We start from the raw sequence: 15,495 nt of genomic DNA, 5'->3' as shown, positions 1-15,495 counted from the left end.
TCGCTACCCTTGCCGTTGTGTCCTTGGTGTGGTCCCCACGTGCGTGGGGATGAACCGTACGGCATTAGCGCGGCCTCGTATGCGAACAACATGGTCTCCACGTGCGTGCGTGGGGATGAACCGATGACAAAATAGTCGTGGACGGCGCCAATCAAGTTGGCCGACCGGCCGTGCTGCTTGACGCTGTCTAAGTCGCCCGATCAGGCGCACGAGTGGTCCCAACGCGTTTCCTCCAACGAAGCGTCGGAATCGGCGCAACATTCGCGTGCCATGTGTTCGGCAAGCGCCAACTCATCAAGCCACGATTCGCAGCCCGCGTTGTGCAGTGATTTATACCGGCAACGCCCTTGGCAAGGGGAGCCGAGGCTGCGGCGAACCGGTTCAACCTCACCGGTTGCAAGGTATTTCTGGAAAGCGAAAATCCGGCCAGCGTGAGCGTCCGTTTCGGATCAAGATAACAGGCCGTTGTGGGTCGCTATGTAAACCTCTGCATAGCGACCCTGCCCTGCCGTTTGCTTGTCCGTCGGCCGAATGGCCGCCTTGAGATGGGGATGCGACACAGCCTCCTGCCGGCATAATCAGGAAATCTGCCAGTGCCGACAAGTGGGGCCAAGCCGATTCCATCGAGCATGCACGCTGCTCGCCCGAGGCCATCGTTGACGCGTCCGCGCATTGAAGTCATTGATCAATCGGCTGATCCAGTCGTGCAGTAGTGAGCAAACTGTTCTGCGGAGAGCGCGAAACCCCTCTGCCTGGCGAGTTCCCAAGGACGTTCGCATTGGTGCGTGGATTCACACCAGGAATACCCAGCCGAACCAATACAACCATGTGCATCGCGATCTGCACCGACAACGGGTGACGGGCTGCTGGGCGGCGAGGCCGCGCAAGCGCTTAGCAAGCATGTCATCGTGACAGTGGCCAGGTAAAGAGAAAAGTAGTCTCGGCGCATAAAATGAGTCCCGGATTTGTGTGACGTCGGATTTTGGTCTTTTTGCCGTTTGCGAGTCGCGCAATAGCGCTTGTGGGCTAACCGGCAGCGAGCCGCTGCCGGTTCCGACCGCGCTCGATGCTAACGGCCAATCTGCTGTATCCCCGCCAGTCGCCAGGCCGGGTCGCCATGCTCGTGGCCCACGATGTTCCAGACCTCCTCAAACGGTTGCGCCGTCTGCGCGTCCTCGTCTTCCCGCATCTGGCCGTGAAAGCGAAGGCTAACCAGTGTTTCGCTGCCATTGTGTTCCGTGCTCAACAATTCCACGTCCAGCTGCGTGATTTCCGTATGGCTCGGCTGGTTGCCCCGATCTTCCAGGTCCCGCTTGATCACCGCGAACATTTCCGGGGTTGTCAGCTCGAAAAGGTCGCCTTGTTCGTTCTGGTCCCAGGCGCGTTGCAGACGCAGGAACAAGGTCCTGGCCGATGCCAGCAAGACCGCCTGATCGAGCCCGACAGGCAGCCCCGGCACTGTCGTTGTTTGTGCCGCTGCGGCGGAATTCATCGCTGTGCGCGGCCAGGCACCGAAATTCGTCTCAGGCGCCGCCTGCCCGCTCTGATTCATGAGCAAGGAGCCGTTCATGCGCTGCCCGTTCGCCGCGTCGTGCCCATAAGCGAGATCCGGACGGCGCCGGTTGGCAAGGAAGCGGAACAGCATGATGCCGGCGACAATCACGAGGCCGATCACCACTACGCTCGACAGCATCTGGGCCAGCCCTTCACCCAGCCCCAACGACGACATCAGCGCGGCAATGCCGAGTCCTGCGGCCAGGCCGGCGAGCGGGCCCATCCAGCGGTTGGCTGGCTTCGCGGCAGCGGCCGCCGGCGCGGCCTGCTGCGCCGGTTGAGCTTGCTGGCTCCGTTGGCCTTGCCCGGACGGCGACACCGTCTGCGACTGGCGGCCGACACTACTACCACCGCCAATACGCTTCGCTTCGGCATGGTTGGAGGCGACAGTGCCCGCGACGAGCACTAGCGCCATGGCCAGGACAGCTGTACCACGCGTCACGACACTCGCAAGGCGTCGCAACTGATTGATTGTGTGCGAATACATAAGAATCTCTTTCGTGTAGGACAGAAACTCGCGAAGGTCGCCCGAACGCGTCTTTCCATCGCGAACCGCAAATAGCGAACAATACCGCTCGTACGATGCCACCGTAGCCGTGCAAGCATGGCTTGCTTAGACGGCATCAGGCTCAGCGCTCCAGGTGCACTCGCGTTGACTCGCGCGGCGCCTCGCGACGCGCGCCTGGCGCCTGCGGACGATCGAAGAAACGGCGCGGGCAAGCGCGAGATCGAGGGCGCCGCGCCAGTCTTTCGCAATCGACGTCACCACGACCGGATTCGCACCGGGCACCTGCACCTGCACCTGGCAACGCTTATCGAGTCCGCGGCGCGGGCCGTTGACGTCGGAGAGATTGACGGTGGCCCGGGAAACCAGCCAGGCCATCCGGCGGAACACAAACTGGGTGCGTTGGCGCGCAAAGCTGCGCAAGCGTGCAGCTTCAATGTCGCAGGACTTGAACAGGACTTGCATGAGACCTCCATCAGAAACAGAAAGAAAAGACGGGTTAGCGAAACAACGACCGCCGGGGCGGAAGCCTGAGTGCTTAGTCGTTGAAGCCAGTTTATCGGTTTAACGCGCCATTACAATCACCTTTCACCCAATAGATACTTGTCGCGTCTGCAACGTCACCCCCAGTGGGCGGAAAGCAATTACAAACGACGAAACGCCGGAGCGAATGACGAATTCGCGCCGGCGCAAAAATGCAATGAAACGCTAATACTGGAAGGGGATGGAATGCCGGTCTGCGCGGCTGAATGCAGGCCCGGTTGCAGACGATGAAGCGGCGACGATGCCGCTCGCTGGAGATCACCGGGCCGGGCAGTCGAAAGCGCCCGGCCATCCGGCTGATAGCCCATTAACTTCCTTTGTAGATCGAATGATCCGAGGCCACCTGGGTCGGTGCGCCGGAAGCGGCCGAGCCCGATTTCACGCCACCGTGGCCACTGAGTGCCTGCTGAGCCGCCACGCTTTTCAGCGCGGCCTGGAGGTGCGTGGGGTAGTGCGCGTCACCGTGGTTGCCGTCGTAGCCCGCTTGCCGCAGCTGGGCCAGCTCCGCGCGCACTTGCTCACGGGTGAGGGGGCCGTTGCTGTTAGCGGATGCAATCGTCGGCAGAACGAGGACCGAAACGAGTGCGATAACCGGAATGAATGTTTTAGCCATGGTTAATTCTCCAATTTAATTTCAGAAACAGAAAATACTGGGTTAGCGAAACAACGACCGCTGGGGCGGAAGCCTGTGTGCTTAGTCGTTGAAGCCAGTTTATCGGTTTAACGCATCATTACAATCACCTTTCACCCAACAGATACTTTCCGCATCTGCAACGTCATCGGGGTACCTCGCGGCGCAAAGCAATTACAAACGACGAAACGCCGGAGCGAAACGAATTCGCCCCGGCGCAAGAATGCAATGAAACTGTCGCTAATACTGGAAGGGGGATGGAATGCCGGTCTGCGCGGCTAAGTGCAGGCTGCCGTCACGCGCGTTCGTCAGGCCGCTGGCCGCGACCTGCGCAGTCGTGGTGGTCTCGCGCAAAATCCAGGCCGGTGTTGGTTATCGCCGCAAGACGTTATTCATCGTGGCCCGCCGTCCTGCGACTGCGCGCCATCGAATCGCACCCAGTTGGGCGCACTGCCGGACAGCGGTGCGGCAGCCTACAGCAAAAGCAGCGTTGCCGAGACGACGCACGTCGGCACGACGGCAGCGAGCAACAGGCCGAGCAGGCTGACTGACTCATCATGGAATCCCTTGTGCACGATGGCGAGTCCTGCGGGATTCGGCGCGTTGGCGATCACTGTGAGACCGCCTCCAGCGACTGCGCCGGCCAGCAGCATGTACTTCGCCTGGTCCGGAAGGCCCGCGATCAGCGAGCCGAGATAGGTAATCGCCGCGTTGTCCATGATCGCCGTCAGGCCAAGCGCGCCGGCATAAAGTGCGTAAGCATCGAGCGATGCGACGACCGGCTGCAGCCACCATCGCTGCAAACCCCCGAGCACGACCAGGCCGCCGAGAAAGAACGCTACCAGCAGGCTCTCGCGCAACATCAACGGCGACTGGTACTGCTCGTATGCCTGCGTGAAGCCCAAAAAGAAAAGCAGGAGGCCGATGAAGATAACCGGGTGATGGGCCGACAGCACCACCGCGACGAGAAAGCCGGTGTGTATCAGCGTGACGCCCGTCGGAACGGGAACCGCGGCGGCGGGCGCGTCGTTGCGCTCTGCGTGCTTCGGGAGCTTGCGGTGCATGAATAGCAGCAGGCCTGTGGCGTTGACCAGCACAGCAATGGCCGCCTTCCAGCCAAACTGCGCCGCCATAAACGCGCTGTCCCATCCCCAGGCGGCGGCAACCATCAGCACCGGAGGCGCGGCATAGGCGGTCAGCATGCCGCCGACCGACACGTTGACAAACAGCACCGCGAGCGTCAGATATTTCCAGTGTTCGGCGATCGGCGACCTGAAAAGCCGGTCTCGCAGGATCAGCGCTGCCAGCGTCATTGCGGCCGGCTCCGTGATGAACGAGCCGAGCAACGGAACGAGGGTCAGGGAAAGCCAGATGACGCCTGTTTCCGTCTTGACGGGAAGGACACGCGCGATGTGCGACACGAGCGTCGTGACCGCGTCGAGAATGGGCCGGCTCGCGGCGATCACCATGATCACGAAGACAAACAGGGCTTCGGTGAAGGAGCGCGATTCAGCATAGGCCACGGCCTGCGCAGAACCGGTTAGCGCGACGATAGCCAGACACAGGATCAGGGCCCAGAGGCCGAAGACGACTTCCACTTCGCCGAGAAAGTGAAACAGGCCCGCGTGGTGCGGGTACCGGTGGGCCAGAACCTCGAAGCGTTTCGCGAGGAGCGTATGAAGCAGGGCCAGTCCGAAGATGACTGTGCCGGCGATTTCAACTGAATGTGGCATGTGTTCGCTTTGAATGGCGATGGAACGGACTCTGGAACGCACGCGGTTGGTGTTGCCGCCGGCCGGATCGCTGGCCTCGCTTTTAGGCAGCTCTCAGCGTAGCCACGACATCGTGCCGCGTATCGGTATCGACGCGGGCAAGCAGCCTGACCGTGCGGAGGCCGATCCTGAGCGCGTCGACTTCGAGAAAGTTTCCGGAGGCCGCCATGAGGTTTGTAGTGCAAATTAATTGTGTCAATCCAGAATTCTGGCGGCAGGGCCGAGCGGCGCCTGGAATTCGTTGAACTTAAATTCTTATCGAGGGGCTAGCCGGACTCAATCGCCAGTTGACAGTTTCATTTGATCTATGAGGGTTGGCGGCCGAAATTCCCCTCGATTCTGCGCGTGAAGCATGCGCGGCAGCAATTGGCGTGAGGCGTCTAACGCGCTCAGCCATTCACATCTGATCGCCTGGCACGGACCCGTTGTTCAATGGAGTGTTACTCCGGCATCGCCGACGAATGGTGATTGAGGATCTTCCACTCCCCATCAACCTTCTTGTACACGAATGTATAGCGCGCATGCACCTTCTGATGCTTGCCGTTCTTCACCATGTCGAACGTATAGACGCCCGTGTCCAGCGCCGAATCGTCGCTCAGCAAGCGGATCTCGCGGAGGTTGATCGTACCGTGCGGTTTCAGCTTCAGAAACCTCACGAAATAGTCCTTGATGCTGGCGGGAGTCGTGCGGACTTCATTGGAAACCGTTGGCTCCAGTACGGCATCGGGTGCGTACAGCCTGGCAACGGAGTCGGCGTCGCCCGTTGCGAGCGCCTCATTCCACCGATCGAACAGCGACGCGATTTCAGCTTCGCGCTGATTCGTCGGCGCCACGGCGATTTCGCGATAGACCTTCGGTACGAGGGCTTCGCCTGCAAACACGCTAGTGCTGAAAACAATTGCGGCGGCGATCAAAATCTTCTTCATTTTTGCGTTCAATCCATTTAAACGAGAGCCAACGAGGAGTCGGGAAACTACAGCCACCAGGCGCCTTAGGCTACAAGGGAACCTTTCAGGTATCGCCGGCTGCCAACGGCCAGCCAGCTATGTCGTCAGTCGACCTGTCTGGGACGTATTGTGATATTACACCCAATATTGATGCGCTCGTCAACTATGACGTCATAGGAAAGTTTTAGCCTCGTTGTTCGCAAAAGCTTCGCGCGAACAGACGCCTGATGACGTTGCAAGCGCGGAAACTCACGCGTCGACGCGCACGACGCAACGCTACGACCCACATTCGAGCGCGATCCAGTTTGAAGAGGTTGAGCCGATAATCAAGCAATTCGCGCCGTCGAAAATTCTTTTCACGTTCGACGGCATGCACGATTTGGACAGAGTGATAGATCGCCTCGCTAATGCGTTCCAGAACGCATTGTTGACAATCCAGCCCGCTGTGTCGAACGGCCGAAAGGGCCGGCCCCGGACGGTCGACCTGTGTTGCTGCGGTTGCGCCGCAGCATCGCCGCCAACTTCCGTAGCCGACCCACTTCCGACGTCAGGTCCGGCGTTGTGCCAGTGGCGGTTTCCACGTGGACAAGCGGCGGTCAAACTCTTTGTTCGACCATCGGCGGTCGGTACGTTCTACTCCTGTAGACTGCCGCAATGACCCAAGAAATCGATTACCTCAATCCCAGCCTTCCTTCTGGCCTTCGGTGCGTGTCAATGCCCGTGGTCGATGCGACCCCCACAACGCTTGATGGATTCGGCAGGCTTGTAGCAGACCCGAGCGAGTGTTCGATCGAGATTGTGCAGTGGCCGGCAGTGGGTGCAAGGCCCGTTGACCCTGGAACCGGTGATGAGGCAGGCACGACCGAAGGCACATTTGTGAGCGAATGGCGCGGGGACATTCTGTACGGTCGAAACGAGGCTGTGGGCGGCAACTACATCCTTGCGTACGCAGTGGAGCCTGAAGCAGCCCGTGACGACAACACCAATGTACCGGAGCGCATGTTGCTTTGGCACGCGAACTACCACCCAGACGGTGGACAACTGTTCTTTCCTCTCGACCATCGCCCGTTCTACGTTCCCTTGGCGCTGCCCGGGGACGACATAGCGCCAGAGAAGTTCGTGTGCTTTCGCTTTGATGGACAGCAGGGCCTCTACATCCATCCAAACATCTGGCATGAAGGCGTGTTCACTCTCGAAGGAACCCAGCGGTTCTTTGACAAGCAGGGCGCCGTCCACGCGCGCGTCTCCGTCGACTTTGCCCGCGAGTTTGGTTGTCTCCTCGAGGCACCGATTGCCCGCGACGCCCAACCTCTTCGAGGCGGCAGCCTACAGCTGTAGCGCGTAGGGAACACCCGCTCCCGCCAGGTCCAGCGGACATACGTCCTCGGTTCGCCAGTATCGCATCCCTTTATGAGAGTGATGAGGCGCGCGCCACGCGCGCGAAGTATCCCTGAAATTAACGGACGTCACCGACAGGCCAACAACGTTAGTCATCGTTCGTCAGGAGAACTGCGAAACGACGTGTCGATTCGAACGTGGAAAACGCAATGACCAGGCCGACGGTGATCGGCACTGCGAGGAAGGCGCCCGCGATGCCCCAGATCGACGACCACACCGCCAGACTGATCAGGATCACCGCGGGGCTCAGGTTCAGTGAGCCGCCCATCAGCCACGGGTCGAGGAGATGGCCGACCACGAAGTTCGCGAGCGTGAGCGAGATGAACAGCACGATCGCCGCGTTCCACTGGCCGAACTGCAGCGCGGCGAGCAGCGTCGGCACCGCGACCGAGATCCACGAGCCCGCATACGGGATGAAGTTCAGTAGGCCGGCCAGCACCGCCCAAAGCCCCGCGAATTCGAGTCCGACGAGCCGCATGCAGGCCCAGCTCGCGATGCCAAGGATCGCGCCGAGCAGGGTCTTCATCGCGAGATAGACGCCGATCTTCGAGTTGATCTCGTCGATTACCGACACGATCCGCGTCGAGTCGCCCGCGAAGTTCACGAGCTTGCGGCGATATTTCGCGTGCTCGATGAGAAAGAACGTCGCATAAAGCAGCACGACGATGATCGCCGCGAGCAGCGACGACACCGACGACAGCGTGGCGGTTATGATCGCCTGCACGTTGACGCTCGCTAACAGGTCGCGGCGGATCGCAGCCCAGTTGGCCTCCGTTTCGATGTGCAGCAGCGCGGCGAACTTCGTAAACAGTACGAGCAGCGTCGCCTCGTACTTCGGCGCGACGGCCATCAGCCGGTCCCTGTCGGACAGCAGCAGGTCGACCGACAGGTAGACCGTGAAGAGCATCAGCGTCGCAGCGATCGCGTGGCGCAGGCCGTCCCGCAGGCGTGCACCGAGGTAGGGAATGCGGCGCAGCAGGTTGGCGCGACCGAAGACCACGTACGTCGCGATGATGCCGAACGCAATTGGCACCAGCACGGGGCGGCCGACATACAGTCCCCACCCGGGCAGTGTGGCGAGCACGGCCGCACATGTGCATTTCAGCAGGCCCGGGTCCATGCGTTTCCTCGCGAGCAGCGCTGCCTGGCGGGTTGTGGGCCGCCGCGTCAGTCGCAGGGGGACTTTTCGTCGGGTAGCGTCGGGTCGGCGGTGCGGCGCTTGCGCCGTCCTCGCCACAGCAGGCTGACGACGAGCGCGACGACACCCGCGCCGATCACGATCGCCATCGCAGCCGGCAGGTGCGAGCGGACCCACGGCACGTTGCCGAAAAAATACCCGGGACCCGCAAGTGAGCATATCCAGATCACCGCACCGCCGGTCGCGAAGCGCACGAAGCGGCGAAACGGCATCTTCGTCGCGCCGGCGAGCGCGGGCGCGACCGCCCGGACGATTGCGATGAACGGAGAGTACAGCAGCAGCGCGGCGCCGTGACGTACGTAGAGCGCGCGCGTTCGCGCAGTCACCTTGTCGATCCAGCCGCTGCGCTTCGGGTTCCATACCGACGCGACGGCACGTGCCAGCGCGTAGTTGAACACTTTTCCTGCAACCGCGGCCGCGACCAGCAACGGCGCGAGCCACACAGGCTGCAGCACGCCGACGGCAGCGAGCGCGCCGGACAGGAACAGGAGCATGTCCGCGGGCAGAATGACGAGCGGTAGTACGCCGACACTGCAGAAGACGATCGCCCCGAGGATTGCGTAGGCCAACGGCCCATGCCGGACCAGCAGCGCTTCGAGGTCCTGGTCCAGTTGCAAGACGAATTGCACGAACGTGGCCATGTGTGCCGGCTACGTGTCCGTTGGTGGAGGGGGAAGTATAGCGGCAAGCGCGCAGCAGTCCCGCGCTTCGGCGAAGCGCTCTACAACTCGCTGGCCGAACCGAGACAGCTGATGGTGGTGAAGGCGGCTGAACATAACGACTGGATGGGCCGCGTCGACGAAACCTGGTGGCGGGAGGCGATCGGCTTGCTGCTCACGCCTTCGCATTGAAATATGAAAGCACGCTCCGTCCCGTCGAGCTGGAAACGCTTCTATGTCCTCGATGCGAAGAACAGGCCTGTCGAGGTGTTCGACCGCGGCGAGTGGTCGCGCTGGATGACTGAGAACGAACTGATCTTCCGCCGCACGCTGCTGGACGAATCCGGCGTGACGGTCACGACCCGCTCCCGCGGTGTGTCCCAACCGAAAACCGGGGAGGTTTCGCTATTCGTGACGCGCATCGCCGGATTGGAAGCGCGAGACAACACGAGCTATGGAGCAAGTACGCTCGATGAGGCGCTGGAGCAGCATGAGCGCATCGTGCAGAAAATCCTCCGGATCCTGACCGCGCGGTGATCGCCACAGCGCGACGATTCTCCGCGAGACGCAAATGCCACAGAAGGCGCAAGGGCGTGTAGATTAGGATCTTGTTGCGACCCACCACTGTGTCTTCGAATCGGTCGCCATCCGAACCAGTCCTGAAGTTGCACAGGAGCCGGCATGAACACGAAGCACAGCAAGAAAGGGCATCTCGAAGCCGCGGCGTCACACCACGAGCAGGCCGCGCGACATCACCGCGAGGCGTCGCGGCATTTCGATGACGGTCAAGACTTTGCCCACGCCGCACATCAGGCGATGATGGCCCATGGCCACACGTTGCATGCGATCGATCAGGCACACGACGCTGGCGCGCACAGCGCCAATACGCCATCAATAACGCCTCCATCGACCGGCTCAGCCGCAAGTGCCGCGGACGTGGCAAAACATCATGCGGCGGCCGTGGAGCTTCACATTCAGGCGGCGCAGCATATGCGCCACGCCGTCAAGCTCTTCGATCAGGATCGTAGCGCAGCCTCCCACGACGCACAGCTAGCGCTCTCCCTTGCACTGCGCGCTTTGTCCCATGGCAACGAAGCAGCCAGACTATTTGTCAAGCTCGCTGCCAGTGGTGCATCGTGAGTTAAGGCCGGTTGAATTCAAGCCAGTCACATCTTATTTGGTGGAGTATTCGGAGTGGTGCGGTATCCGCTTATACCAATTCTTGAGCGTACCGAAAGCTGAATCGCTTTCTGCACGGCATGCACGCCGTACAGCACCAGGTTGTCGCGCGGATCTACGGTCGCGGGCCTGCCGCAAAGATCCGCGCATTGATAGGTATGGCGCAATCCAGCGCGCCACTCGCGACCAGGCCTTTCGCTCCACTCAGGTGAAGCCGGTAAGGAAAGGTGCTCAACCCGCGTAGCGCTGAAACTGGCTCGTTCAACTACACTTCGTCGCCTGAGCGGACGGGCAAGGAGGAGCGCGCTGGTCATCTGGGAACGAGCTGTAGATGCGGTGCTGCTGTACGCGCTTAAACCGCGACCGCTAAAAGAGCCGCTGATGGATGTTGGATTCGCTCGTTGACAATGAGATCAGGACTCAACTCTTGTTTGTTGAACGACCCAAACTGGGCCGAACCAGAAGTTCCTCTCCCTGCTCGCGCGAGGCCACGCAAGTACTAGTGCATGGTATGCGTGACGTGGAAATAGATTTCAGGCGCCTCATCGCGCCCCGTCCTGCGCTTCGCTGTCCGACGCATCAATGCACGCATATGCGACCCACGTACGAGATTTGCCGAAACCGCCGCATTGGCATCGCGGAGTGCAGTGGCCAGTTCGTGCGCAAATACGCGTTGAAACACCGCCAGCGCTCGTTCATTTCCTCTACCACCCGTTGCGAATAGCCAGCGAGCGAGTCACGACAACCATTTGCGGTATCGCGCTCGAACAACTCATCCGCTATCCGCTGCGCCGCCGTTTGCCAGTTATCCCGATTCGCCGGTTCACCAGCCTCGGTGGGTAGTTTCGCATCGCACTCTGGGAGCGCCATTTCGTCGGGCAAAGTCATCCCAGATGTCCCGCGCCATGCCTGCAACACGATCCGTAGCATACCGAACGTGGTCAGCCCGACATCGCCGTCGTTATAGAGGAAGCAGTACACGCACAACGTCAGCCAGCACACCAGCACGATCACACCGAAAGTCACGCGCGACAGCCGGCTCAGCACTCTCGCGCACCGCGAAAACAGAAACAGAACGGCAAACCATTCGGCGCTGATCGACCACGACACGAAGTTCCAGCTCGCTTCGCGACGAAACATCGGCCGACGAACACCAGAAACGTCACCAGATACAGCGGATACACGCGCGCAAACCGCTTGACGATAAACGATCGCGATAGTCGACCCAGCCGAACGCGGTCGCTCGCGAAGGAAGATATGTATAGGCAAGGATGAAGCCGCGCAGCATGAAAAAGATGTCAACACCCCAGACCCAGTTATCGATGAGTTGCACAATGCCCGGTGGCAGCCCCCTTCGTTGTCGGCAAAGTGATGAACGACGGCGAGCAACGCCGCGAACGCACGCAGCCCAGTCAGGCCGTAGATCTTTCGCATTGAATTGCCCGGCGATCACGCAAGTGAGCACGACGCAGCGCCAGGTAAAAGAGGTGCGGCCACGCGATGCGCGGCTCCCAGCGGCAAATAGTGTTGATGCAACGATGTTGCGAGACAGACCTACCCTCCTCGCGCTGCCGGCCTTCGGTATCGGCTGTTTGCAGACTGATGCGGGTGTGGTTACCGGTTCGCCCGACAACTGGTGAGAGGCCGACGGCAGCACGGCAATTGCATCGTATAAGTTCGCCGCAACGCGGTGTGTGCGCTAACACCCCACTTGATCTGTAAGGTCTCGAGGGTGCGCCGACGAGTCGCTTCGGGCCTGATACAGCCGTTTGCGGTCAGCGTTGCGCCGCGTCCGGCGCGACGTCGTGGCGCAACGCATGGCCAGCCTGGTCGGGAACGTGGAGCGGGTCGTACGACCGTGGCATCGCGAGGTTGCGCGCAACGACGGTATCGGCCTGTGCGCTCGGCTGCTGGCGTGGCGCGCCGTATGCGGCTATCGCTTGCGCGGGTGCCGACGCGAACCACAAGATCCTGCCGGCGCATTCGATGCCAACCTGACGTCCGTTCCAGTAGACAGCGTTTTCCATCGCGACCTCTCCCGAACATGAAGAACGTCATCATCCGCGCTGCGCCTCGCGTGTCCGTCTGCCAGCGCACGTCGAGCCATCAGTAGTCGCTTCAATCATAGGTGGCCCGGTGCGCTGCGCATGACTTGTCACCAAATGAGGTCCTTTTGTCACGGCGATGCGGGAATGTGTTTGCCAACCCCTGTCAGTCAGTTGATTAATGACCAAATCTTTAAATAGTGTTTTGCGCGGTCAACGCGATGGGGAATGGGTCGTTTACAAAGAATTAGACTGCGAGTTATGCAATCGGCAAATTGCGTACGTTCAGTTCAGGAAAAGCGAAACACCTGTCGATGCGGCAATGCACAAGTTTGTCACGTTTTAGTCATGCGACAACGTTAGATGCAGCGCGGCGAAAATATCGATCGGTCGTGCTGAAACATAGGCTGGGCATGGCTCGAGAGGGACTGGCAGAAGGAGCGGGACGAGATGATTTCGCGCTGGCAATTAAGCGGATCAAGCAGACCGCGAAACGCAGGCAATAGTCAGACGATAAATTTTATTCAATCCTTCCGCTGGTGTGTCGGCTTGTGCCGTTAAAGCAACAGAGTGTGTATGACTCGCATCGGACACTGGTGCGATGCAGGGAACGAGGCCGATAATCGATTCGCAAAGGAGAAAGATCATGGATGCCAAACCACCGAAGATTCCGACCCCGGACAAAGTTCTTTACCCGGATCCGGAACCTGTGGCCGTCGAGTTTTTGGGAGCCGAGCTGCCCGAGCATGTTCGCGCTTTCTTTGACGAACAACGCAAGTCGTGCGATCCGAAGTAACGGTTCCTTGGCGCGGCGCAGCATTCGCGCTCGTTGATTTCACGCGCAGCGAATACTCGCGTCCTCATTACGCGTCCGACATCTCCGTCATGACGGTGGATCAGCTCGCCTGAGCACAGCAGTTGCACTGGGCCACGCGGCTCGAGCGTGTACGCGCGTCCTTCTCTCGCCCACTTCGCCCCGACGATCCGTGTGAATCGACCCGGTGCTCGCAGGTTGCGGCGCATCATTTATTCTTCTGGTTTTTCCGTCAACGGCCGCCCGGCCACGTCCATCTCATGAATCATTTGCATCGCTTCGGCGCGTCATGCGCGCTCGTCATCGCCGCCGCCTTCGCCTTCTCGCCCGCCCCAGCCCTCGCCGACGGTGACGACACCGCGCTCACGAGCCTGATCGCGCTGGTTTCGCAGCGCCTTGCACTCGCGGAACCGGTCGCACGCTGGAAGTGGGCGAACCACCAGCCGATCACCGATACGCCGCGTGAAAACGCGCTGCTCGCCGAGGTGGAAAAGCGCGCCGCGGCGGCAAACGTCGACCCGGCGTTCGCCCGCGCGTTCTTCCAGGATCAGATCGATGCGAGCAAAGACGTGCAGAACGCGCTCTTCGCGAACTGGCGTCGCACCCAGCCACCGCAAGGTCCCGCACCTGATCTCGCAACCAGCACCCGACCGCAGCTCGACAAGCTGACACAGTCGTTGATGGCGAGTCTGGCGCGCGTGCAGCCGCTGCGCGCGGCGGACGATTGTCCGTCGCGGGTCGCGCAATCGCTGGCTAACTGGAAGGCGCTGACGCGCTATGACTCTGCGCATTCGAGCGCGTTGACGCACGCACTAGGTCACGTGTGCGAGACGGGCGGAGTCGGCGCCACCGGCTGATTCCGGTAACGCCACGGCGCGCGCCCGTCGCATAAGCGTCACGCGACGATGCTCGACTCAGGGCTGTCACGCGACACGCTCAACGGCATCACGCGCAGGCCTCGCGCCAGATGGCTTTGCAGGATACGGTACGTCGAGAGTTCGAACGACCCAGCCAGCGTCGACGCATGCAGCTGCGCCGCCGCGACGAGCGAGGGCGCGTGTCCGAGGTAGCGCCAGCGATCGACCACGTGGAAGATACGCTGCGCGTCCTCACGCTCCTCGAACACGATGGGCCCCTCGAACGGCCACGGCGCGTTCGCGGGATCGCTCTTCGTCACGCGCGGCAAGCGGTTGTGGCCCGGCCGCAGCGTTGCGATCCACTGCGCCTCCGCGAGCATCGCGCCGAGTTCGCCGCCAGTCGCGTGCCATTCGACGCGTCGCACGAGCTGCGCTAGCCGCATATCCTTCGACGAACGCCGCTCGCCAGTCAGATGCGAGCGCAGCCGCTGACGCACGCGCACGCTGCGACCGACATACAGCGGCGCATCGTCTTCGCCATAAAACGCATACACGCCACAGCCAACCGGCGCGGTGTCGAGCAAATCTTCGGTGATGTCGCCGGCGAGCCGGTAGCGACGCGTCGTGCGCTCGATCTGCGCGCGCAGCGCTTCCAGCGGCACGAGCGTCGGCAGACGCTGCCAGAACTGCCAGATCAGATCGGCGTCGGCGAGCGCGCGGTGGCGGTCGGACGGCACCAGCGCATGGCGTTCGACCAGCGCATCGAGACCGTGGCGCTTTTCGCCGGGAAACAGCGCGCGCGACAGCCGCACCGTGCACAGCACGTCCGGATCGAACGCGATTCCCGCGCGACGAAATTCGCTGCGTAAAAATCCGCGATCGAAACTCGCGTTGTGCGCGACGAACAGCTTGCCGTTCAAACGCTCGAACAACGCGGGCGCGATCGACTCGAACGTCGGTGCGCCGCGCACCATGTCGTTCGTGATGCCGGTCAGCTGTTGGATGAACGACGGAATCGGCTGCTGCGGGTCGATCAGGCTGCTCCAGCGCGAGACGCCGGCCAGCCCGACTTCGACGACGCCAACCTCAGTAATGCGGTGCTCGCTCGTGGAGCCGCCGGTCGTTTCGAGATCTACGAAAACGATGGGTGCATCGAGTGCCGGTTCCGGCGAAAGCAGTTCAGACATGGGACAAGGGATTCGGGCGCATGAATTTGCGGCAAGTATGCACCAGTTGGACGTTGCGCATGCAGACCGCGCCGCGTGCGCAGCTGGAAACTGCGTCGGCATGGGCCGTCGATTTTGCGCTGAAATCCCGCAGACGCTTAAACCAGACCATTAATCCTGACGTAGTCAATTCGTTTCGATGGATTATCTTCCGACAATAATGCGTA

Annotated in this window: 18 protein-coding genes; 6 read left to right on the top strand and 12 right to left on the bottom strand. The window is 61.1% G+C overall.

Features of this window, described 5'->3' with window-relative positions; translation table 11 throughout:
- Positions 1-685 precede the first annotated feature (685 nt).
- The 7 genes from F6X37_RS37125 to F6X37_RS25565 all read right to left on the bottom strand — a co-directional run bounded on the left by F6X37_RS37125 (position 686) and on the right by F6X37_RS25565 (position 5,988).
- A complete protein-coding gene (locus F6X37_RS37125) occupies positions 686-949 on the bottom strand; it encodes a hypothetical protein (protein ID WP_410451429.1) in 264 nt (87 codons plus the stop codon).
- A 120-nt stretch (positions 950-1,069) separates the two neighbouring features.
- The gene (locus F6X37_RS25590) at positions 1,070-2,041 is read right to left on the bottom strand and encodes a Tim44 domain-containing protein (RefSeq protein WP_187613221.1); all 972 of its coding nucleotides are present in this window, start codon (positions 2,039-2,041) and stop codon (positions 1,070-1,072) included.
- Between the two features lie 126 nt (positions 2,042-2,167).
- Positions 2,168-2,524 (bottom strand): hypothetical protein, encoded by a 357-nt coding sequence (locus F6X37_RS25585; RefSeq protein WP_090801418.1) that lies wholly within the window; start codon positions 2,522-2,524, stop codon positions 2,168-2,170.
- A 385-nt stretch (positions 2,525-2,909) separates the two neighbouring features.
- The gene (locus tag F6X37_RS25580; protein WP_184068778.1) at positions 2,910-3,215 is read right to left on the bottom strand and encodes a DUF4148 domain-containing protein; all 306 of its coding nucleotides are present in this window, start codon (positions 3,213-3,215) and stop codon (positions 2,910-2,912) included.
- Between the two features lie 491 nt (positions 3,216-3,706).
- Positions 3,707-4,966, bottom strand: a complete 1,260-nt coding sequence (locus F6X37_RS25575) for a putative Na+/H+ antiporter (RefSeq protein ID WP_187613220.1) — start codon at positions 4,964-4,966, stop codon at positions 3,707-3,709.
- An 82-nt stretch (positions 4,967-5,048) separates the two neighbouring features.
- Positions 5,049-5,174, bottom strand: a complete 126-nt coding sequence (locus tag F6X37_RS38030; protein WP_187613219.1) for a PliI family lysozyme inhibitor of I-type lysozyme — start codon at positions 5,172-5,174, stop codon at positions 5,049-5,051.
- 271 nt (positions 5,175-5,445) lie between these two features.
- Positions 5,446-5,988 carry an SgcJ/EcaC family oxidoreductase gene (locus tag F6X37_RS25565; RefSeq protein WP_316251999.1) on the bottom strand — a complete coding sequence of 181 codons (543 nt, stop codon included), beginning with the start codon at positions 5,986-5,988 and terminating at the stop codon, positions 5,446-5,448.
- Positions 5,989-6,606: 618 nt separating this feature from the next.
- On the opposite strand from F6X37_RS25565, the gene F6X37_RS25560 reads away from it, so the two are divergent.
- Complete coding sequence (locus tag F6X37_RS25560; RefSeq protein ID WP_187613218.1) at positions 6,607-7,290, top strand: ureidoglycolate lyase; 684 nt, start codon at positions 6,607-6,609, stop codon at positions 7,288-7,290.
- Positions 7,291-7,438: 148 nt separating this feature from the next.
- Here F6X37_RS25560 and F6X37_RS25555 read toward each other — a convergent pair whose 3' ends face one another.
- Both F6X37_RS25555 and F6X37_RS25550 read right to left on the bottom strand, forming a co-directional pair.
- Positions 7,439-8,470 carry an AI-2E family transporter gene (locus F6X37_RS25555; RefSeq protein ID WP_187613217.1) on the bottom strand — a complete coding sequence of 344 codons (1,032 nt, stop codon included), beginning with the start codon at positions 8,468-8,470 and terminating at the stop codon, positions 7,439-7,441.
- 47 nt (positions 8,471-8,517) lie between these two features.
- Positions 8,518-9,117: a DedA family protein gene (locus F6X37_RS25550; RefSeq protein WP_260321038.1), complete on the bottom strand. Its 600-nt coding sequence runs from the start codon at positions 9,115-9,117 to the stop codon at positions 8,518-8,520.
- Positions 9,118-9,123: 6 nt separating this feature from the next.
- Between F6X37_RS25550 and F6X37_RS38025 the strand changes: the two genes are divergently transcribed.
- The 3 genes from F6X37_RS38025 to F6X37_RS25535 all read left to right on the top strand — a co-directional run bounded on the left by F6X37_RS38025 (position 9,124) and on the right by F6X37_RS25535 (position 10,347).
- Positions 9,124-9,399, top strand: coding sequence for a hypothetical protein (locus F6X37_RS38025; RefSeq protein WP_410451428.1), 276 nt, complete (start codon positions 9,124-9,126; stop codon positions 9,397-9,399).
- A 3-nt stretch (positions 9,400-9,402) separates the two neighbouring features.
- Positions 9,403-9,744 (top strand): hypothetical protein, encoded by a 342-nt coding sequence (locus F6X37_RS25540; protein ID WP_187613215.1) that lies wholly within the window; start codon positions 9,403-9,405, stop codon positions 9,742-9,744.
- Between the two features lie 144 nt (positions 9,745-9,888).
- Positions 9,889-10,347, top strand: a complete 459-nt coding sequence (locus F6X37_RS25535) for a hypothetical protein (RefSeq protein WP_187613214.1) — start codon at positions 9,889-9,891, stop codon at positions 10,345-10,347.
- 618 nt (positions 10,348-10,965) lie between these two features.
- Here F6X37_RS25535 and F6X37_RS25530 read toward each other — a convergent pair.
- Positions 10,966-11,820, bottom strand: coding sequence for a hypothetical protein (locus tag F6X37_RS25530; RefSeq protein WP_187613213.1), 855 nt, complete (start codon positions 11,818-11,820; stop codon positions 10,966-10,968).
- 341 nt (positions 11,821-12,161) lie between these two features.
- Positions 12,162-12,413 (bottom strand): hypothetical protein, encoded by a 252-nt coding sequence (locus F6X37_RS25525; protein ID WP_184053110.1) that lies wholly within the window; start codon positions 12,411-12,413, stop codon positions 12,162-12,164.
- Between the two features lie 664 nt (positions 12,414-13,077).
- Here F6X37_RS25525 and F6X37_RS25520 point away from each other — a divergent pair.
- Both F6X37_RS25520 and F6X37_RS25515 read left to right on the top strand, forming a co-directional pair.
- Positions 13,078-13,227, top strand: coding sequence for a hypothetical protein (locus F6X37_RS25520; protein WP_018421453.1), 150 nt, complete (start codon positions 13,078-13,080; stop codon positions 13,225-13,227).
- 278 nt (positions 13,228-13,505) lie between these two features.
- Positions 13,506-14,102 carry a chorismate mutase gene (locus F6X37_RS25515; protein ID WP_184023301.1) on the top strand — a complete coding sequence of 199 codons (597 nt, stop codon included), beginning with the start codon at positions 13,506-13,508 and terminating at the stop codon, positions 14,100-14,102.
- Positions 14,103-14,140: 38 nt separating this feature from the next.
- On the opposite strand, the gene F6X37_RS25510 is transcribed toward F6X37_RS25515, so the two are convergent.
- Positions 14,141-15,289, bottom strand: coding sequence for an exonuclease domain-containing protein (locus F6X37_RS25510; protein ID WP_187613212.1), 1,149 nt, complete (start codon positions 15,287-15,289; stop codon positions 14,141-14,143).
- Positions 15,290-15,495 lie beyond the last annotated feature (206 nt).

The organism is Paraburkholderia sp. 31.1 (assembly GCF_014397645.1).
Lineage (GTDB): Bacteria > Pseudomonadota > Gammaproteobacteria > Burkholderiales > Burkholderiaceae > Paraburkholderia > Paraburkholderia tuberum.
Note: the sequence above shows the minus strand (reverse complement) of the source record. Positions and strands in the feature narration are given on the sequence as shown.